This is a genomic window from Streptomyces sp. AC602_WCS936 (genome assembly GCF_019049125.1).
Classification (GTDB): Bacteria; Actinomycetota; Actinomycetes; order Streptomycetales; family Streptomycetaceae; genus Streptomyces.
In genome coordinates this window covers 61115-80471 of sequence record NZ_JAGMUF010000127.1, presented here as the reverse complement: position 1 = coordinate 80471, position 19357 = coordinate 61115, and the positions used below count along the sequence as shown (strand labels likewise).

Genomic DNA, 19357 nt, shown 5'->3' with positions numbered 1-19357 from the left:
GCCTGGGAGGCCCGCCAGGGCCGAGCAGTGTGAGGGGCGCGTCAGGGATGGGTCCCGTACGGGGCGCCGCTGACCTTCTTCCGGTCGGTCGGGGACGAGATACACCAGGCGCTGGACCCGGTGGTGACGGCGTTGACGGGGGTTCGCGCGCGGGCGTAGGGGGCACCGTCGTGCGGGGATGCCGGGCGGCTTTCGCGCGCCGGGCCTACATTGGTCGTACGTCACCGTCGACGCACGCCCGGAGCGCACCATGTCGGTCACCCACGACATCCTCGAGGCCGATGACAGCACGCTCGGCGTCCTGCTGCGCCAGGACCCCGAGCTGGCCGAGATCCTGCTCGCCGAGGGCCGCCGCCAGTCGACGACCCTCCAGCTGATCGCCGCCGAGAACTTCACGTCCCCCGCCGTGCTGGCCGCCCTCGGCTCCCCGCTGGCCAACAAGTACGCCGAGGGCTACCCGGGCGCCCGGCACCACGGCGGCTGCGAGATCGTCGACGTCGCCGAGCGGCTCGCCGTGGAGCGTGCCCAGGGCCTCTTCGGCGCCGAGCACGCCAACGTGCAGTCCCACTCGGGCTCCTCCGCCGTGCTGGCCGCCTACGCCGCCCTGCTGCGCCCCGGGGACACCGTCCTCGCCCTCGGCCTGCCCTACGGCGGCCACCTCACCCACGGCTCACCGGCGAACTTCTCCGGCCGCTGGTTCGACTTCGTCGGCTACGGCGTGGACGCGGAGACCGGGCTGATCGACTACGACCAGGTACGCACCCTGGCCCGTACGCACCGGCCCAAGGCGATCGTGTGCGGGTCCATCGCCTACCCCCGCAACCCCGACTACGCCGCCTTCCGCGACATCGCCGACGAGGTGGGCGCCTACCTCGTCGCGGACGCCGCGCACCCGATCGGGCTGGTCGCGGGGGGAGCGGCGCCCAGTCCGGTGCCGTACGCCGACGTGGTGTGCGCCACCACGCACAAGGTGCTGCGGGGGCCGCGCGGCGGCATGGTCCTGTGCGGCAGCGAACTGGCGGAGCGGGTCGACCGGGCCGTCTTCCCGTTCACGCAGGGCGGCGCGCAGATGCACACCATCGCCGCCAAGGCGGTCGCCTTCGGCGAGGCGGCCACCCCGGCCTTCGCCGGGTACACCCATCAGGTGATCGCCAACGCCCGCACCCTCGCCGCCCACCTGGCCGCCGAGGGCCTGACCGTCACGACCGGGGGCACCGACACCCACCTGCTCACCGTCGACCCGTCCCCGCTCGGCGTCGACGGCAGGACCGCGCGGGGCCGGCTCGCGGCGGCCGGGATCGTCCTGGACTGCTGCGCCCTGCCGCACGCGGACGCCCGCGGCCTGCGCCTGGGCACCGCGGCCGTCACCACACAGGGCATGGGGGAGCGGGAGATGCGGGCGGTGGCCACCCTGCTCGCCGAGGTGCTCAGGGGCGGCACGGACCCGGCGAAGGCGCGGGACGACGTACGGGATCTGGTCGCGCAGTTCCCGCCGTATCCGGACTGAGGCGGGGTAGGCGAACGCACGTGCACAGCCACACGTGCAACCATCGTCGCTACCCGGAAGTCCTCAACCATATGCGCGCATCGCTAGGGTGTGAGGCTGGGAATGGCCAGCGAGACCTGTGGGGAAGCCCGTGCGTGAATACCTGCTGACGCTCTGCATCACGGCCGCGGTGACGTACCTGCTGACAGGGCCGGTACGGAAGTTCGCGATCGTGGCGGGGGCGATGCCGGAGATCCGGGCACGTGACGTGCACCGGGAGCCCACTCCGCGCCTCGGCGGTATCGCCATGTTCTTCGGGCTGTGCGCCGGTCTGCTGGTCGCCGACCACCTCACCAACCTCAGTGAGGTCTTCGAGAAGTCCAACGAGCCGCGCGCCCTGCTCTCCGGCGCCGCCCTGATCTGGCTGATCGGCGTCCTGGACGACAAGTTCGAGATCGACGCCCTGATCAAGCTGGGCGGGCAGATGATCGCCGCCGGCGTGATGGTGGTCCAGGGTCTGACCATCCTGTGGATCCCGCTGCCGGGCGTCGGCACGGTGGCGCTCACCCAGTGGCAGGGCACGCTGCTGACGGTGGCGCTGGTCGTCATCACCATCAACGCGGTCAACTTCGTGGACGGACTCGACGGCCTCGCGGCGGGCATGGTGTGCATCGCGGCGGCGGCGTTCTTCATGTACGCCTACCGGATCTGGTACTCGTACGGCATCGAGGCCGCGGCGCCCGCCACGCTGTTCGCGGTGATCCTCATGGGCATGTGCCTCGGCTTCCTGCCGCACAACATGCACCCCGCCCGGATCTTCATGGGCGACTCCGGCTCGATGCTGATCGGACTCGTCCTCGCGGCCGGCGCGATCTCGGTCACCGGGCAGGTCGACCCGGACGTGATGAAGCTGTTCTCCGGTTCCGAGCGCAACACCGTGCACCAGATGGTGCCCGTCTACATCCCGCTGCTGATGCCGCTGACCATCATCGCCATCCCGGCCGCCGACCTGATCCTCGCGATCGTGCGCCGCACCTGGCGCGGCCAGTCGCCGTTCGCCGCCGACCGGGGGCACCTGCACCACCGGCTCCTCGAGGTGGGGCACTCGCACAGCCGCGCGGTGCTGATCATGTACTTCTGGTCGGCGCTGATCGCCTTCGGCGCGCTCGCCTACTCCGTCAACTCGGCGTCGATGTGGATCGTGCTGGGCGTGGTCGCGCTGAGCGCGGTCGGGCTGGTGCTGCTCCTGCTGCCGCGCTTCACGCCGCGCGCCCCGCGCTGGGCCGAGCGCTTCGTGCCGCCCCGCTACCGCCGCCGCAAGGCCGCCGCCGTCGAGGCCGGGGCCGGGGCCGAGACGGAGCCCGCGGTGGACGAGGACGAAGAGCGCGTGCCGGTGGCCGTCGGTGTCTCGGGCGTCAACGGGGCCACCGCCGTGGGCCCCCGTTCGCGCACGAGGTAAGAGGCACAAGGTAAGAATCTGACTAGAGCATTGCCAACTCGTGGGGGAACGAACTGCCCCATTACCAGACAAGTGGGCGCAGTAATTGCTCACACGCGCACCGTCACTCTCATGTGTGACAGCAAGCACACCCTCAGGTAAAGACCTCATCAAATAGTTTGTGATACGGTTCACGAGAACCCCCGGGTAAGGCTTAAGGACCGTAGTGCGACGGTCTCTTGAGTGTGAGGACACCCTTCAGCCCGGGATTACGCTCGTCCATGACGACACCTGCCCCCTGTGTGTGAAAGCGGAGTTGCCGCCATGCCGTCCAATGACGTCCGGACCTTGCTTCAGGCTGCCGTGCCCACGGCTGCCGTCGGCGCAGTAGCCGCCGTCGTCAGCGCCGTGGCCGCCGGCGGCAAGGGAGCGGTCGGCGCCGTCGTCGCGACCGTGGTGGCGATGCTCTTCATGGGAATCGGGCTCTACGTCCTGCAGCGCACCGCCAAATCGCTTCCGCACCTTTTCCAGGCGATGGGCCTGATGCTCTACGCGGCACAGATCCTGCTGCTGTTCGTCTTCCTGGCCGCGTTCAAGAACACGACGCTGTTCAACCCCCGGTCCTTCGCGATCACTTTGGTCGTCGTCACGCTCACGTGGATCGCCGCGCAGACGCGGGCGCACATGAAGGCCAAGATTCTTTACGTCGAGCCCGAGTCGTCGAGCGAAAAGTCCGAAAAGACGGGCCGCTCGTCGTGACGGGTAGGGCCGGGATAAAGAGGCATGTGAAGTCCTGCTATCGTCCGGTGCCAACTGCGGCATCGCGGGCGCGGGCATCCCAGCTGACGCCTGCTCATTCGCGAGGCGAGATGCCCCACAGCCGCCCCCACATCCGTAACACCAGTCCCGTGCCGAACAGCGGTCACGCGCCGCGCCGACACAACGAGGTTGTCGTACCCATGCGCCACGATGAAGGAGCCCGCGGTGAGTGCTGACCCGACGCAGGTGCTCGCCTTCGAGACCGACTGCCACATCTTCGACGGTTGTGGTTTCCCGGCTCCCGGCCTGCACTCGTTCCTCTTCGAGCCGCTCTGGGGCAACGCAGACGGCAACGGCATGTACTTCAACAAGCCGATGCTGCTCGCGCTGCTCGGCTCGGTCATCATCGTGGGCTTCTTCTGGGCCGCCTTCAACAAGCCGAAGGTCGTCCCCGGCAAGCTCCAGATGGTCGCCGAGGCCGGCTACGACTTCATCCGCCGCGGCGTCGTCTACGAGACCATCGGCAAGAAGGAAGGCGAGAAGTACGTCCCGCTCGTCGTGACGCTCTTCTTCTTCGTCTGGATGATGAACCTCTGGTCGATCATCCCGGTCGCCCAGTTCCCGGTCACCTCGATCATCGCCTACCCGATGGTCCTGGCCCTGATCGTCTACGTCCTGTGGGTCTCGCTCACCTTCAAGCGCCACGGCTTCGTCGGCTTCTTCAAGAACGTCACGGGTTACGACAAGTCCCTCGGCGCCGTGCTGCCGCTGTCGATGACCATCGAGTTCTTCTCGAACCTGCTGGTCCGCCCCTTCACTCACGCCGTCCGGCTCTTCGCGAACATGTTCGCGGGCCACACGCTGCTGCTCCTCTTCACGATCGCCAGCTGGTACCTGCTGAACGGCATCGGCATCGCCTACGCGGGCGTCTCGTTCGTGATGACGATCATCATGACGGCCTTCGAGCTCTTCATCCAGGCCGTGCAGGCGTACGTGTTCGTGCTGCTGACCTGCACCTACATCCAGGGCGCGCTCGCCGAGCACCACTGAGCCGTCCCGCATCACACCCCCAGCCGTCCGGTGGCCAACCCCCACCGGTCCGTAAAGAGAAGGAAGAACTGGCATGTCCCAGACCCTTGCTGCCGTCGAAGGTTCGCTCAGCTCCGTCGGTTACGGCCTGGCCGCCATTGGCCCCGGCGTCGGCGTCGGCATCATCTTCGGTAACGGCACCCAGGCCCTCGCCCGCCAGCCCGAGGCGGCCGGTCTGATCCGCGCCAACCAGATCCTGGGCTTCGCGTTCTGTGAGGCGCTCGCCCTCATCGGTCTCGTCATGCCGTTCGTCTACTAAGACGAGCACTGACGACCGACCCTTTCGACGAAAGGCACTGATGTGAACTCCGCCCTGGTTTTCCTGGCGGCTGAGGGTGAGAAGGAGAATCCCCTCATTCCGCCGTGGCCGGAAGTTGTCATCGGCCTCATCGCTTTCGTCATCGTCTTCGGCTTCCTCGCCAAGAAGCTGCTCCCGAACATCAACAAGGTTCTGGAAGAGCGTCGCGAGGCCATCGAGGGCGGTATCGAGAAGGCCGAGGCCGCGCAGACCGAGGCCCAGAGCGTCCTTGAGCAGTACAAGGCACAGCTCGCCGAGGCCCGGCACGAGGCCGCGCGCCTGCGTCAGGAGGCGCAGGAGCAGGGCGCCACGCTCATCGCCGAGATGCGCGCGGAAGGCCAGCGGCAGCGTGAGGAGATCATCGCCGCCGGTCACGCCCAGATCCAGGCCGACCGCAAGGCCGCCGCGTCCGCGCTGCGCCAGGACGTCGGCACGCTGGCCACCGAGCTGGCCGGCAAGCTCGTCGGCGAGTCCCTCGAGGACCACGCCCGCCAGAGCCGCGTGATCGACCGCTTCCTGGACGAGCTGGACGACAAGGCGACGAAGGCAGAGGCGACCCGATGAACGGAGCGAGCCGCGAGGCCCTGGCTGCCGCACGCGAGCGTCTCGACGCGCTGACGGACTCCACGTCCGTGGACGCCGGCTCGCTCGCCGACGAGCTGGCCGCCGTCACCGCGCTGCTCCACCGCGAGGTGTCGCTGCGTCGGGTCCTGACCGACCCGGCGCAGGCCGGCGAGGCCAAGGCCGAACTCGCCCAGCGCCTCCTCGGCACCCAGGTCAGCGGCACGACCGCCGACGTGGTGGCCGGCATGGTGCGCTCCCGCTGGTCGCAGTCGCGCGACCTGGTGGACGCCCTGGAGGAGCTGGCGAACACCGCCGACCTCACCGCCGCCCAGAAGCGGGGCCGGCTCGACAACGTCGAGGACGAGCTGTTCCGGTTCGGCCGGATCGTCGCCTCGAACACCGAGCTGCGCGCCGCGCTGACCAACCGTTCGGCCACCACCGCGGCCAAGGGCGAGCTGCTGCGCGGCCTGCTCGGCGGCCGGGCGGAGCAGACCACCGAGCGACTGGTGACGCGCCTTGTCACCGCGCCGCGGGGACGTAGCCTGGAGTCGGGACTCGAGTCCCTGTCCAAGCTCGCCGCCGACCGGCGGGACCGGATGGTCGCCGTCGTCACCTCGGCGGTGCCGCTGAGCGACACGCAGAAGCAGCGCCTCGGCGCGGCCCTCGCGAAGGTCTACGGCCGTCCGATGCACCTCAACCTCGACGTGGACCCCGAGGTCCTCGGAGGCATCCGGGTGCAGGTCGGTGACGAGGTCATCAACGGCTCCATCGCGGACCGCCTGGAGGACGCCGGCCGCCGGATGGCGAGCTGACGCTTCCCGCGCGACAACAGCACGCGACAACAGCACAACAAGCAGTAGCAGTACGTACTTACGACGGCCCTGGTTGGGCCGTGCAGAGGATTCACCTCTCATTGGGGGGAGTCCCGACTCGTGGAATACCCCCCAAGTGAAACTTCGGGCCCAACAAGGAGAGCAGGGAACTCAGATGGCGGAGCTCACGATCCGGCCGGAGGAGATCCGGGACGCACTGGAGAACTTCGTCCAGTCGTACAAGCCGGACGCGGCCTCGCGCGAGGAGGTCGGTACGGTCACCCTTGCCGGCGACGGCATCGCGAAGGTCGAGGGCCTGCCCTCGGCCATGGCCAACGAACTGCTGAAGTTCGAGGACGGCACCCTCGGCCTCGCCCTCAACCTCGAGGAGCGCGAGATCGGTTGCGTCGTCCTCGGTGAGTTCAGCGGCATCGAGGAGGGCCAGCCGGTCACCCGCACCGGCGAGGTCCTGTCGGTCGCCGTGGGCGAGGGCTACCTCGGCCGCGTCGTCGACCCCCTCGGCAACCCGATCGACGGCCTCGGCGAGATCGAGACCGAGGGCCGCCGTGCCCTCGAGCTGCAGGCCCCCACGGTCATGCAGCGCAAGTCGGTGCACGAGCCGATGGAGACGGGCTACAAGGCCGTCGACGCCATGACCCCGATCGGCCGCGGCCAGCGCCAGCTGGTCATCGGCGACCGCCAGACCGGCAAGACCGCCCTGGCCGTCGACACGATCATCAACCAGCGTGACAACTGGCGCACCGGCGACCCGAACAAGCAGGTCCGCTGCATCTACGTCGCCATCGGCCAGAAGGGCTCCACCATCGCGTCGGTCCGCCGCGCGCTGGAGGAGAACGGCGCGCTGGAGTACACGACCATCGTGGCCGCCCCGGCGTCCGACCCGGCCGGCTTCAAGTACCTGGCGCCGTACACCGGCTCGGCCATCGGCCAGCAGTGGATGTACGAGGGCAAGCACGTCCTGATCATCTTCGACGACCTGTCGAAGCAGGCCGACGCCTACCGCGCCGTGTCGCTGCTGCTGCGCCGCCCGCCGGGCCGCGAGGCCTACCCGGGTGACGTCTTCTACCTGCACTCCCGTCTGCTGGAGCGCTGCGCGAAGCTCTCCGACGCCGAGGGCGCCGGTTCGATGACGGGTCTGCCGATCGTCGAGACCAAGGCCAACGACGTCTCGGCGTTCATCCCGACCAACGTCATCTCCATCACCGACGGCCAGTGCTTCCTGGAGTCCGACCTGTTCAACGCCGGTCAGCGTCCGGCCCTGAACGTCGGTATCTCGGTCTCCCGCGTCGGTGGCTCCGCCCAGCACAAGGCCATGAAGCAGGTCTCCGGCCGGCTCCGCGTGGACCTCGCCCAGTTCCGTGAGCTGGAGGCGTTCGCCGCCTTCGGTTCCGACCTGGACGCCGCGTCGAAGTCGCAGCTGGAGCGCGGTCAGCGCATGGTCGAACTGCTGAAGCAGGACCAGTACCAGCCGATGGCCACCGAGGACCAGGTCGTCTCCGTCTGGGCCGGCACCACCGGCAAGATGGACGAGGTGCCGGTCGCCGACATCCGCCGCTTCGAGAAGGAGCTGCTGGAGTACCTGCACCGCCAGGAGCAGGGCCTCATGACCTCCATCCGCGAGGGCGGCAAGATGTCGGACGACACCCTGCAGGCCATCGCCGAGGCGATCGCGTCGTTCAAGAAGCAGTTCGAGACCTCGGACGGCAAGCTGCTCGGCGAGGACGCCCCGTCCGCCGCCAAGTGACGTAAGGAAGGGACCTGACTCATGGGAGCCCAGCTCCGGGTCTACAAGCGTCGCATCCGATCCGTCACCGCGACCAAGAAGATCACCAAGGCGATGGAGATGATCGCCGCCTCGCGCGTCGTCAAGGCGCAGCGCAAGGTGGCGGCCTCCACGCCGTACGCGCAGGAGCTCACCCGCGCGGTCACGGCGGTCGGTACCGGGTCGAACACGAAGCACCCGCTCACCACGGAGACGGAGAACCCGACCCGTGCCGCGGTCCTGCTCCTCACGAGCGACCGCGGTCTGGCCGGCGCCTTCAACTCCAACGCCATCAAGGCGGCGGAGCAGCTGACCGAGCGCCTCGAGCGCGAGGGCAGGCAGGTCGACACGTACATCGTCGGCCGGCGCGGTCTCGCCCACTACAACTTCCGCGAGCGCAAGGTCGCGGAGTCGTTCGCGGGCTTCACCGACGAGCCCTCGTACGCGGACGCCAAGAAGGTCGCGGCGCCGCTGATCGAGGCGATCGAGAAGGACACGGCCGAGGGCGGCGTGGACGAGCTCCACATCGTCTACACCGAGTTCGTCTCGATGATGACGCAGACGGCGGTCGACTCCCGGCTGCTGCCCCTGCGCCTCGAAGAGGTCGCGCAGGAGTCGGCGACGAAGGACGAGATCCTTCCGCTGTACGACTTCGAGCCGTCGGCGGAGGACGTCCTCGACGCCCTGCTGCCGCGCTACGTCGAGAGCCGCATCTACAACGCGCTGCTGCAGTCGGCCGCCTCCAAGCACGCCGCCACGCGACGCGCGATGAAGTCGGCCACCGACAACGCGGGCGAGCTGATCAACACGCTCTCCCGTCTTGCCAACGCGGCCCGCCAGGCCGAAATCACCCAGGAAATCAGCGAGATCGTCGGTGGCGCCAGTGCCCTGGCCGACGCGAACGCGGGGAGTGACAACTAATGACCACCACTGTTGAGACCGCGACGGCCACGGGCCGCGTCGCCCGGGTCATCGGCCCGGTCGTCGACGTGGAGTTCCCCGTCGACGCGATGCCGGAGATCTACAACGCCCTCCACGTCGAGGTCGCCGACCCGGCGAAGGCGGGCGAGCTGAAGACGCTGACCCTCGAGGTCGCGCAGCACCTCGGTGACGGCCTGGTCCGCACCATCTCCATGCAGCCCACCGACGGTCTGGTCCGCCAGGCCCCGGTGACCGACACCGGCACGTCGATCTCCGTCCCGGTCGGCGACTTCACCACCGGCAAGGTGTTCAACACCCTCGGCGAGGTGCTGAACGTCGACGAGGAGTACACCGGCGAGCGCTGGCCGATCCACCGCAAGGCGCCCAACTTCGACGAGCTCGAGTCGAAGACCGAGATGTTCGAGACCGGCGTCAAGGTCATCGACCTGCTGACCCCGTACGTCAAGGGCGGCAAGATCGGTCTGTTCGGCGGCGCCGGCGTCGGCAAGACGGTGCTCATCCAGGAGATGATCTACCGCGTCGCCAACAACCACGACGGTGTCTCCGTGTTCGCCGGTGTCGGTGAGCGCACCCGTGAGGGCAACGACCTCATCGACGAGATGAGCGAGTCCGGCGTCATCGACAAGACCGCGCTGGTCTTCGGTCAGATGGACGAGCCGCCGGGCACCCGTCTGCGCGTCGCGCTGGCCGGCCTGACCATGGCCGAGTACTTCCGCGACGTCCAGAAGCAGGACGTGCTGTTCTTCATCGACAACATCTTCCGCTTCACCCAGGCGGGCTCCGAGGTGTCGACCCTGCTCGGCCGCATGCCCTCCGCGGTGGGCTACCAGCCGAACCTGGCCGACGAGATGGGTCTCCTCCAGGAGCGCATCACCTCGACCCGTGGTCACTCGATCACCTCGATGCAGGCGATCTACGTCCCCGCGGACGACCTGACCGACCCGGCCCCGGCCACCACCTTCGCCCACCTCGACGCGACGACGGTGCTCTCCCGTCCGATCTCCGAGAAGGGCATCTACCCGGCCGTGGACCCGCTGGACTCGACGTCCCGCATCCTCGACCCGCGGTACATCGCGGCGGACCACTACCAGGCCGCGATGCGCGTGAAGAACATCCTGCAGAAGTACAAGGACCTGCAGGACATCATCGCGATCCTCGGTATCGACGAGCTCGGCGAGGAGGACAAGCTCGTCGTCCACCGTGCCCGTCGCGTGGAGCGCTTCCTGTCCCAGAACACCCACGTCGCCAAGCAGTTCACCGGCGTCGACGGGTCGGACGTCCCGCTGGACGAGTCGATCGCGGCCTTCAACGCGATCTGCGACGGCGAGTACGACCACTTCCCGGAGCAGGCGTTCTTCATGTGCGGTGGCATCGAGGACCTGAAGAACAACGCCAAGGAGCTCGGCGTCTCCTGAGCCCCGTGCTCATCGTGGGCCCCCGGGCTCACACCGGAGGGGGCGGGCACGTCCCGTCCCCTCCGGCACGCCCCTTAGACTTGTAACCAACACCCGGCTGACCGGCCGGGTGGTGACCCGAGGAGCCACCTTGGCTGCTGATCTGCACGTCGCGCTGGTCGCGGCCGACCGAGAGGTCTGGTCCGGCGAGGCCTCCCTGGTCGTCGCGCGCACCACGTCCGGCGACATCGGCGTCATGCCCGGTCACCAGCCGCTGCTCGGTGTGCTGGAGTCGGGCCCGGTGACCATCCGTACGAGTGACGGTGGGACGGTCGTCGCCGCGGTGCACGGCGGTTTCATCTCGTTCGCCGACAACAAGCTGTCCCTGCTGGCCGAGATCGCCGAGCTGTCGGACGAGATCGACGTCCAGCGCGCGGAGCGGGAGCTCGAGCGCGCGAAGGCGGAGGGCGACGCCCACGCCGAGCGTCGCGCGGACGTCCGTCTGCGCGCGGCGGCGGGACGCTGATCCACAGCACTGTGCGATAACGTCGTGCCATGACGTCACTCAGCCGCGGCTGGGACCGGAGCGATCCGGACCCGGCCGCGGCTGAGGCAGATCCGGGTGTTTTTTCCGTTCCGTTACCTAGGAGACGAGGAGGTCGGTGTCGATGGCCCTCGCTCTGACTGTGTGCGGAATCGTTGTGGCCCTGGTGGTGATCGGGCTCTTCGTCTTCGGTCTGCGCCGCCGGCTGATCCAGCGCTCGGGCGGCACCTTCGACTGCTCCCTGCGCTGGGACGCCCCCAAGGAGGGCGACACCGGCGGCAAGGGCTGGGCCTACGGAGTGGCCCGCTACAACGGCGACCGGGTCGAGTGGTACCGCGTCTTCTCGTACTCGCCCCGTCCGCGCCGCGTACTGGAGCGCTCGGCCATCGAAGTGGCCGGCCGCCGGCTGCCCGAGGGGGAGGAGGAGCTGGCGTTGCTCTCGGACGCCGTGGTGCTCGCCTGTCTCCATCGCGGCACCCGGCTCGAACTGGCGATGAGCGAAGACGCGCTGACCGGATTTCTCGCGTGGCTGGAGGCAGCCCCGCCCGGTCAGCGCGTCAACGTCGCTTAGCGACTCTTTCAGGTGACTTTCTCGGGTCCTACTTCAGACCGCTGTCGATGGCACTCACCAGTTCACCGTTGGCGGTGTCACCGCTGAACTCCCAGAAGAAGGCACCGCCCAGGCCCTGCTGCTCGGCCCAGTCCATCTTGGACTTGACGGTGGCCGGGGTGTCGTAGGACCACCAGTTGCTGCCGCAGTGCGCGTACGCGGTCCCCGCGACGGTGCCGGTGGCCGGGCAGCTGTTCTTGAGGACCTTGTAGTCCTCGATGCCCGCCTCGTAGGTGCCGGCCGCCGGGCCGGTCGCCGTGCCGCCGGGCGCGGACTGGGTGACGCCGGTCCAGCCGCGGCCGTAGAAGCCGATGCCGAGGAGCAGCTTGTCGGCCGGCACACCCGTCGCCTTGAACTTCGCGATCGCCTCGGCGGAGTTGAAGCCCTGCTGCGGGATGCCGTCGTACGAGGTCAGCGGCGAGTGCGGAGCGGTCGGGCCGTTCTTCGCCCAGGCACCGAAGAAGTCGTACGTCATCACGTTGTACCAGTCGATGTACTGCGCTGCCTCGCCGTAGTCGGCGGCCTCGATCTTGCCGCCGTCGGAGGCGTCGGCGGTGACGGCCGCGGTGACCAGGTCGTTGCCGAACTCGGCCCGCATGGCCTTCATCATGGTGCTGAAGGCGTTCGGGGCGCTGGTCGTGTCACAGCTCAGACCGCACGCGTTCGGGTACTCCCAGTCCAGGTCGATGCCGTCGAAGACGTCGGCCCAGCGCGGGTCCTCGACCAGGTCGTGGCAGGACTTCGCGAAGGCGGCCGGGTTCTTCACCGCGTCGGGGAAGCCGCCGGACCAGGTCCAGCCGCCGAAGGACCACAGCACCTTGATGTGCGGGTACATCTCCTTCAGCTTGCGCAGCTGGTTGAAGTTGCCGCGCAGCGGCTGGTCCCAGGTGTCGGCGACGCCGTCGACGGACTGGTCGGCCGTGTACGCCTTGTCGTAGTCGGCGTAGGCGTCACCGATGGTGCACTTCCCGCCCTGGACGTTGCCGAAGGCGTAGTTGATGTGCGTGATCTTCTCGGCGGAGCCGGAGGTGACCAGGTTCTTCACGTGGTAGTTGCGCCCGTAGACGCCCCAGTTGGTGAAGTAGCCGAGCTTGACCTCGTCGCCGGGCTGCGGCTGGGGGCCGCCGTCACCGGTGGTGGTGACCTTCACCGCGCCGCTCACCGGACCGGTCTGGTCGGCGGTGTCGCGGGCCTGGACGCTGTACGAGTAGTCGGTGCCCTTGGTGAGGCCGGTGTCCGTGTACGAGGTGCCGGTCACGGTGGCGACCTTGGCGCCGTCGCGCAGGACGTCGTAGTTCTTGACGCCCTTGTCGTCGGTCGCCGCCGACCAGGACAGTTTCACCGAGGTGTCGGTGATGCCCGAGGCGGTGGGAGTGCCGGGCTTGGAGGGGGCCTCGTCGCCCGGTACGGAGGTCCCGTCGCAGCTGCCGCCGTTGAGCTTGCAGTTGGCGGGGGAGCCGGGGCCGCTGCCGTTGAAGCCGAAGGAGACGGTCGCCCCGGGGGCGAGGGTGCCGTTCCAGCCGACGTTCTTGGCGGTCCAGTGGTCACCGGAGTTGGTGACGGTGGCGTCCCAGGCGGAGGTGACCTTGGTGCCGGAGGGGAAGTCCCACTCGACGGTCCAGGAGTTGATCGTGGTGGTGCCGGTGTTCTTCACCGTCCACTTGCCGCCGAAGCCGCTGCCCCAGTCCGAGGTCTTGGCGAAGGTGGCCGTCGCACTCGTGGCCGCCTGGGCCGGACTCGCGAGCCCGACCAGCCCGGCGAGGGGAAGCGCCAGGGTCGCTGCGAGTGCCGCGGCTTTGTGTCTGAAGCGCATGTGCGCCTCCTTATATGGGGATGTTGTTGTGGGCATGACTGAGCCTCATGCCCGCAGTGCCGCGAGAATAGAAAGGTCTGGACCATAGGTCAATAGGTCTGGACCAATGTGGCGCGCTGTGGTTGAGACCGTGGTTGAGAGGGGAAACTAGATACCCAACTCCTGCGCCAGCACCGCCGCTTGCACCCGGCTGCGCAGCCCCAGCTTCCCCAGCAGACGGCTGACGTGCGTCTTCACCGTCGCCTCGGCCATCTCCAGCCGTTCGGCGATCGCGGCGTTGGACAGCCCCTCACCGAGGCAGGACAGCACCTCGCGCTCGCGCCGCGTCAACTCCGCCAGCGCCGCCGGTTCCGCGGCCGGCTCCCGCACCGGCTTCGCGGCGAACTCGGCGATCAGCCGCCGGGTCACGGCCGGGGCGACGATCCCCTCGCCGCCCGCCACCGTGCGCACGGCCGCGAGGAGGTCCTTCGCCTCGGTGTTCTTCAACAGGAACCCGGCCGCCCCCGCCCGCAGCGCCCCGAAGACGTACTCGTCCAGGTCGAAGGTGGTCAGCACCAGCACGTCGGCGAGCTGCTCGTCGACCACCCGCCGGGTCGCCGACACCCCGTCGAGGCGCGGCATCTGCACGTCCATCAGCACCAGATCCGGCCGCAGTCCCCGGGCCAGCTCCACGGCCTGCTCCCCGTCGGCGGCCTCCCCGACCACCTCGATGTCCGGCGCGCTGCCGAGGATCAGCACCAGTCCGGCGCGGACGGCCGACTGATCCTCGGCGACGAGGACGCGGATCATGCGTGGTCTCCTTCGTTCAGGGGCAGTGCGGCGCGTACGGCCCAGATCTTGCCGCCCGTCGACCCGGGATCCGCGACCGGCCCGGCCTCGAAGGTGCCGTGCAGCAGCGCGGCCCGCTCCCGCATGCCGACCAGACCGGCGCCCGAGCCGGGGGCGCGCGGGGTGTCCCGGTCGCCGTACGGGCTGGTCACCCGGACGTGCAGGGCTCCGTCGAGTCGGGTGAGCCCGACGCGCACCGTCCCCGGCGCCGCGTGCTTGAGGGCGTTGGTGAGGGACTCCTGCACGATCCGGTACGCGGCCAGCTCGACCGGCGCGGGCAGCCCCTCGCCGGGCGCCGCCTCCAGGGTGACGTCGAGGCCGTTGGCGCGGGCGCCCTCGACCAGCGCGCCCAGGCCGTCGAGGGTGGGCGCGGCGGCCGGCTCGGTGCGGGCGCCGTCGTCCCGAAGGATGCCGATCAGCCGCCGCATCTCGGCCAGCCCCTCGACGCTGTTCTCGCGGATCACGCCGAGCGCCTGCCGGGTGGTCGCCGGGTCGTCCAGGGAGAGCGCGGCCGTGGAGTGGATGGCGATCGCGGAGAGGTGGTTGGCGACCATGTCGTGCAGCTCGCGGGCCATCCGGGCACGCTCGGCGGTCACCGCCTGCACCCGGTCCATCTCCGCGAGCAGCGCGGTCTGTTCGGCACGCAGCAGGGCGGCGTTGGCGGCCTCGCGGTGGTTGCGCACGATCAGCCCGGTGGAGGCGGGCGCGAACGACACCACGCCGACGACGACACCGATCAGCAGGGCCTCGGGCACCCGCCACACGGCGAACGGCACGATCGTCGCGGTCACGGTGACCAGCCCGGTGATCCACGGGATGCGGCGGGCCGAGGCGGGCGTGCCGTACAGCACGGCGGCGTACATCAGGTCGGAGTACATGATCAGCATGACCAGGCTGCCCTGCGTGACCGTGTCCCCGACCAGCGCCGCGGTACCGATCAGCAGGCCCGTGCGCGGCGCGGCCCGGCGCAGCAGCTCGCAGCCCGCCATGACGGCGAGCGGGACCAGCAGCGGCCAGCGGCCGTCGAACAGCACGATCGGATCGTCGGCGGGCCGCACGCCCAGGCCGATGCCCCACAGCAGCAGCCCGCCCAGCAGCCCCGCCGACGCGGCGTACACGTCGATGCGGTGCGGGCGGGGGAGTCGTACGGCCATGCCACCATCCAACACGGCCCGCGCCCCGTCCGCCTGATCCCGCGGAACGGTCCCGCACTGCATCTTTCGATGTACCGGAGGTTCGCCCCCGGCGACGACGAACGCGGCGGCTTCCGACGGCAGCCTGGAAGGGTGAAGGAAGGGAGTGCGTCGTGGTCGTCGCGTTGATCATCGCCTGTGAGGTCGGCTTCTGGGTCCTGCTGGCCCTCGGGCTGGCCGCCCGCTACCTGCTGAAGTGGCGTCGCACCAGCGTGTTCCTGCTGCTGTGCGAGCCGGTGCTGGAACTGGTGCTGTTCGCCGCGACGGCATGGGACCTGAAGAACGGCGCCGAGCCGGGCTGGGAGCACGGCCTGGCCGCGCTGTACATCGGCTACACGGTCGCGTACGGCCACTACACGATCCGCTGGCTCGACGGCCACGCCGCCCACCGCCTGGCCGGCGGCCCGCCGCCGGTCAAGCCCCCGCGCTACGGCCGGGCCCGGGCGGCCCACGAGGGCCGGCTGTGGCTGCGCACCCTCCTGGGCGCGGCCGTGGCCTGCGCGCTGCTCCAGGGCGCGGTCTGGTACGTCGGCGACGAGGGCGACGTCTCGTCCCTGCGCGCCTTCCAGTGGGCGGCGATCCGGGTCCTCGCCATCCACGGCCTGGTGGCCCTCGGGTACCTGATCTGGCCGAAGAAGGACCCGGCCGGGACGGCCCCGGTCGCGTCGGAGACGGTGAAGGAAAGGGAGGGCGCGCGCCGATGAAGGGCCTGGCGGAACGTTCGCTGTGGGAGGGCGGCGGCACCTTCGTGGCCGGCCTCGTCCTCTGGATGTTCGCGGGAGACGTGGACGTCCCCGTCGTCGACCTGACGAAGGTCGGCATCGTGATGATGTGCGTCGGCGGCGCGCAGACCGTCTGGGGCCTGTTCCGGTCGGCGCGCCGGGGCGGCACGGCCGGCTAGCGTTCCCCGCCGGGAACCCACAGCACGTCCCCGACCTCCTTGTTGGCCACCCGGGCCAGGATGAAGAGCAGGTCGGAGAGGCGGTTCAGGTAGGTCGCGGTGAGCGGGTTCATCGTCTCGCCATGGGCCTCCAGCGCCGCCCACGTCGAGCGCTCGGCCCGCCGGACCACCGTGCACGCCTGGTGCAGCAGGGCCGCGCCGGCCGTGCCGCCGGGCAGGATGAAGGAGCGGAGCTTCTCGACCTCGGCCAGGAAGCGGTCGCAGTCCGCCTCCAGCTTGTCGACGTAGAACTGCTCGACCCGCAGGGGCGGGAACTCCGGGTTCTCCACCACCGGCGTCGACAGGTCCGCGCCCACGTCGAACAGGTCGTTCTGGACGCGGACTAGGACCTTGACGACCTCCTCGTGCAGGGCGCCGAGGGCGATCGCCGTGCCGATCACCGCGTTCGCCTCGTTGGCGTCGGCGTACGCGGAGATCCTCAGGTCGGTCTTGGGGACCCGGCTCATGTCGCCGAGGGCGGTGGTGCCCTGGTCGCCGGTCCGGGTGTAGATGCGCGTCAGGTTGACCATGGGGCCAGCGTAGTTACGCTCCGGCGGTACGGAACACGCGTGTGCCCACCGTCACGGCCAGCGCGGTGAAGGCGACGGCGACCAGGGTGCCGTAGAGCATGTGCGCCGTCGCGTAGGAGCCGACGTACGCGTCCCGTACCGCGTCGACCAGGTAGCGGAACGGCATCAGGTGCGAGAGCACGTCCAGCCAGGCCGGACCCAGCGTCATCGGCAGCATCAGGCCGGACAGCAGCATCGACGGCATGGTGAGGGCGTTGATCGTCGGGCCGAACTCCTGCGGGGTGCGGACCTTCATCGCCAGCGCGTACGACAGTGACGCCAGCGAGACGGTGAGCAGGGCGACGAACGCGAAGCCGATCAGCACGCCGGGCAGCGGTGCGCGCAGGCCCATCACGAGCGCGGCGAGGACCAGCAGCACCGCCTGGAAGGCGAAGACCGTGGCGTCCCGCAGCACCCGGCCCAGCAGCAGCGCCAGGCGGCTGACGGGCGTGACCCGCATGCGCTCGACCACCCCCTGGCCGTTCTCGATGATGATCGAGAAGCCCGCGAACGAGGCGCCGAACAGGCCCAGCTGGAGCAGCAGGCCGGGGACCAGCACCTGCCAGGAGCTGCCCCGTCCGCCGAGCGGCAGATCGGTCAGCAGCGGGCCGAAGAAGAGCAGGTACAGCAACGGCATCAGCACGCCGAAGAGCAGCGCGAAACGGGAGCGCAGGGACTGGCGCAGGTAGCGGCCGTAGATGAGGCCGGTGTCGTGGAGCAGCATCGGAGGTCCTTGGGCGGCTATACGGCTACGGGGGCGGAGTCGGCCTCAGCGGCGCTGCGGCCGGTGACGGCCAGGAAGGTGTCCTGGAGGGAGGCGTCGAGCGAGCCGCCGTACCGGAGCTTCAGCGCGCTCGGCGTGCCCTCGGCCGCCACCACGCCCCGGTCCACGACCACCAGGCGGTCGGAGAGGGCGTCGGCCTCGTCGAGGTAGTGGGTGGTCAGGAAGACGGTGGTGCCGTGCTCGTCGCGCAGCCGGCGCACCAGGTCCCACAGGTCGGCGCGGCTGCCCGGGTCCAGGCCGGTCGTCGGCTCGTCCAGGAAGAGCACCTTCGGGCGGTGCGTGAGCGCCATCGCGATGTCCAGCCGACGCCGCTGCCCGCCCGAGAGCGCGCCGCACTTGCGGTCCAGCAGCTCCGTGAGGCCCAGGTCGCGGGCCAGTTCGTCGGCGCGCTCGGCGGCCCGCGCCCTGGTCAGCCGGTACAGGCGGCCCTGGGTGACCAGCTCCTCCCGCACGGTGATCTGGGTGTCCACGCCGCCGGACTGCGCCACGTACCCGCACGCCGCGCGCACTCCGGCCGGATCGGTCGCCAGGTCGTGGCCGGCGACGGTGGCCGCGCCGCCGGTCGGGGCGAGCAGGGTCGTGAGCATCCGGAGGGTGGTGGTCTTGCCGGCGCCGTTGGGGCCCAGGAAGCCCAGGATCTCGCCCTCGCGGACGGTCAGGTCGATGCCGCGCACCGCCTCCACCGGGCCGTGCTTCGTCGAGAAGGTACGGGCCAGTCCGGCCGTACTGATGATTGCCATGCGCTCCAGAAAAACAGAGTCACTGAAATTTTGCAACGACCCCAAGTGTTCAGCACCCCCAGCGAAGCTAGGATGCGGGCATGGCCGAGGGACTCAGGGAACGGAAGAAGCGGCAGACCCGGCAGTACATCTCGGATGTCGCCACGGGACTGTTCCTGGAGCGCGGCTTCGAGGCCGTGACGGTGGCCGAGGTCGCCGACGCCGCGAACGTCTCCGTCAACACCGTCTACAACTACTTCCCGGCCAAGGAGGACCTGTTCCTCGACCGGTCCAAGGGCGTGATCGACCGGCTCTCCCGCTGGGTGCGCGGGCGGAGCGACGGGGAGTCGGCGGCCCGCGCCGTCCTGCGCGAGCTGCGCGAGGAGGTCGAGGCGGTCTCGCCCCGGATCGGCCTGATGGACGGCTACGCGAAGTTCATGACGGTCATCCAGGACTCGCCCGCCCTCCGTTCGCGGATGTGGGCGATCGGTCAGGAGGTGCTCCTGAACCTGGAGCACACCCTGCGCGAGGAGACCGGCAGCGCGGACGGCGACATGACGCCCGCCCTGATGGCCGGTCAGATCAACTGGCTGCACGGCACGGTCATGGCGACCATCGGCCAGCGCATGATCGCCGGCGGAAAGCCCTCCGAGGTCTCCCGCGACGTGCTCCTGCTGCTGGACGAGATGGAGGAGCTGCTGAGCGAGAAGGTGCTCAACTACGCCGTACGGGGCGCGCTCTGACACCCGAATGGCACACGTTGGTGTGATGTCCGTCATCTGAGACGTGACG

General features: G+C 69.6%; 21 protein-coding genes. 15 read left to right on the top strand and 6 right to left on the bottom strand.

Features of this window, described 5'->3' with window-relative positions; translation table 11 throughout:
• Positions 1–250 precede the first annotated feature (250 nt).
• The 12 genes from glyA to KUM03_RS34630 all read left to right on the top strand — a co-directional run bounded on the left by glyA (position 251) and on the right by KUM03_RS34630 (position 11680).
• Entirely contained in the window at positions 251–1507 is a 1257-nt protein-coding gene (gene glyA / locus KUM03_RS34685; RefSeq protein WP_217254542.1) for a serine hydroxymethyltransferase, read from the top strand.
• Between the two features lie 130 nt (positions 1508–1637).
• A complete protein-coding gene (locus KUM03_RS34680; RefSeq protein WP_217254541.1) occupies positions 1638–2945 on the top strand; it encodes an MraY family glycosyltransferase in 1308 nt (435 codons plus the stop codon).
• 303 nt (positions 2946–3248) lie between these two features.
• Complete coding sequence (locus KUM03_RS34675) at positions 3249–3683, top strand: hypothetical protein (RefSeq protein ID WP_217254540.1); 435 nt, start codon at positions 3249–3251, stop codon at positions 3681–3683.
• Between the two features lie 210 nt (positions 3684–3893).
• Positions 3894–4733, top strand: a complete 840-nt coding sequence (gene atpB / locus KUM03_RS34670; protein WP_073724171.1) for a F0F1 ATP synthase subunit A — start codon at positions 3894–3896, stop codon at positions 4731–4733.
• Between the two features lie 73 nt (positions 4734–4806).
• Positions 4807–5031, top strand: coding sequence for an ATP synthase F0 subunit C (gene atpE, locus KUM03_RS34665; RefSeq protein ID WP_030545783.1), 225 nt, complete (start codon positions 4807–4809; stop codon positions 5029–5031).
• A 42-nt stretch (positions 5032–5073) separates the two neighbouring features.
• Positions 5074–5634, top strand: a complete 561-nt coding sequence (locus KUM03_RS34660) for a F0F1 ATP synthase subunit B (RefSeq protein ID WP_079187284.1) — start codon at positions 5074–5076, stop codon at positions 5632–5634.
• Entirely contained in the window at positions 5631–6446 is an 816-nt protein-coding gene (locus tag KUM03_RS34655) for a F0F1 ATP synthase subunit delta (protein ID WP_217254539.1), read from the top strand. The genes KUM03_RS34660 and KUM03_RS34655 overlap by 4 nt, the downstream gene beginning before the upstream one ends.
• A 175-nt stretch (positions 6447–6621) precedes the next feature.
• Positions 6622–8211 carry a F0F1 ATP synthase subunit alpha gene (gene atpA / locus KUM03_RS34650; protein ID WP_217254538.1) on the top strand — a complete coding sequence of 530 codons (1590 nt, stop codon included), beginning with the start codon at positions 6622–6624 and terminating at the stop codon, positions 8209–8211.
• Positions 8212–8232: 21 nt separating this feature from the next.
• The gene (locus tag KUM03_RS34645; protein ID WP_217254537.1) at positions 8233–9150 is read left to right on the top strand and encodes a F0F1 ATP synthase subunit gamma; all 918 of its coding nucleotides are present in this window, start codon (positions 8233–8235) and stop codon (positions 9148–9150) included.
• Positions 9150–10586 (top strand): F0F1 ATP synthase subunit beta, encoded by a 1437-nt coding sequence (atpD, locus tag KUM03_RS34640; protein WP_217254536.1) that lies wholly within the window; start codon positions 9150–9152, stop codon positions 10584–10586. The genes KUM03_RS34645 and atpD overlap by 1 nt, the downstream gene beginning before the upstream one ends.
• A 130-nt stretch (positions 10587–10716) precedes the next feature.
• On the top strand, positions 10717–11091 hold the full coding sequence (locus tag KUM03_RS34635; RefSeq protein ID WP_073724161.1) for a F0F1 ATP synthase subunit epsilon: 375 nt from the start codon (positions 10717–10719) through the stop codon (positions 11089–11091).
• Positions 11092–11233: 142 nt separating this feature from the next.
• Positions 11234–11680: a DUF2550 domain-containing protein gene (locus KUM03_RS34630; protein ID WP_073724159.1), complete on the top strand. Its 447-nt coding sequence runs from the start codon at positions 11234–11236 to the stop codon at positions 11678–11680.
• Positions 11681–11708: 28 nt separating this feature from the next.
• Here KUM03_RS34630 and KUM03_RS34625 read toward each other — a convergent pair whose 3' ends face one another.
• The 3 genes from KUM03_RS34625 to KUM03_RS34615 all read right to left on the bottom strand — a co-directional run bounded on the left by KUM03_RS34625 (position 11709) and on the right by KUM03_RS34615 (position 15514).
• Positions 11709–13532 (bottom strand): glycoside hydrolase family 18 chitinase, encoded by a 1824-nt coding sequence (locus KUM03_RS34625; protein ID WP_217254535.1) that lies wholly within the window; start codon positions 13530–13532, stop codon positions 11709–11711.
• Positions 13533–13679: 147 nt separating this feature from the next.
• On the bottom strand, positions 13680–14321 hold the full coding sequence (locus KUM03_RS34620; protein ID WP_217254534.1) for a response regulator transcription factor: 642 nt from the start codon (positions 14319–14321) through the stop codon (positions 13680–13682).
• Positions 14318–15514: a sensor histidine kinase gene (locus KUM03_RS34615; protein ID WP_217254533.1), complete on the bottom strand. Its 1197-nt coding sequence runs from the start codon at positions 15512–15514 to the stop codon at positions 14318–14320. The genes KUM03_RS34620 and KUM03_RS34615 overlap by 4 nt, the downstream gene beginning before the upstream one ends.
• Positions 15515–15666: 152 nt before the next feature.
• On the opposite strand from KUM03_RS34615, the gene KUM03_RS34610 reads away from it, so the two are divergent.
• Complete coding sequence (locus tag KUM03_RS34610) at positions 15667–16257, top strand: hypothetical protein (RefSeq protein WP_217254532.1); 591 nt, start codon at positions 15667–15669, stop codon at positions 16255–16257.
• Positions 16254–16454 (top strand): DUF5708 family protein, encoded by a 201-nt coding sequence (locus KUM03_RS34605; protein WP_217254531.1) that lies wholly within the window; start codon positions 16254–16256, stop codon positions 16452–16454. The genes KUM03_RS34610 and KUM03_RS34605 overlap by 4 nt, the downstream gene beginning before the upstream one ends.
• Here KUM03_RS34605 and KUM03_RS34600 read toward each other — a convergent pair.
• Genes KUM03_RS34600 through KUM03_RS34590 form a run of 3 tightly spaced genes read right to left on the bottom strand, consistent with a single transcriptional unit; the run spans position 16451 to position 18586 of the window.
• Positions 16451–17023, bottom strand: a complete 573-nt coding sequence (locus KUM03_RS34600; RefSeq protein WP_217254530.1) for a cob(I)yrinic acid a,c-diamide adenosyltransferase — start codon at positions 17021–17023, stop codon at positions 16451–16453. The genes KUM03_RS34605 and KUM03_RS34600 overlap by 4 nt on opposite strands.
• A 13-nt stretch (positions 17024–17036) precedes the next feature.
• The gene (locus KUM03_RS34595) at positions 17037–17786 is read right to left on the bottom strand and encodes an ABC transporter permease (RefSeq protein ID WP_217254529.1); all 750 of its coding nucleotides are present in this window, start codon (positions 17784–17786) and stop codon (positions 17037–17039) included.
• 17 nt (positions 17787–17803) lie between these two features.
• Entirely contained in the window at positions 17804–18586 is a 783-nt protein-coding gene (locus KUM03_RS34590; protein ID WP_217254528.1) for an ABC transporter ATP-binding protein, read from the bottom strand.
• Between the two features lie 80 nt (positions 18587–18666).
• Between KUM03_RS34590 and KUM03_RS34585 the strand changes: the two genes are divergently transcribed.
• The gene (locus KUM03_RS34585; protein ID WP_217254527.1) at positions 18667–19308 is read left to right on the top strand and encodes a TetR/AcrR family transcriptional regulator; all 642 of its coding nucleotides are present in this window, start codon (positions 18667–18669) and stop codon (positions 19306–19308) included.
• Positions 19309–19357 lie beyond the last annotated feature (49 nt).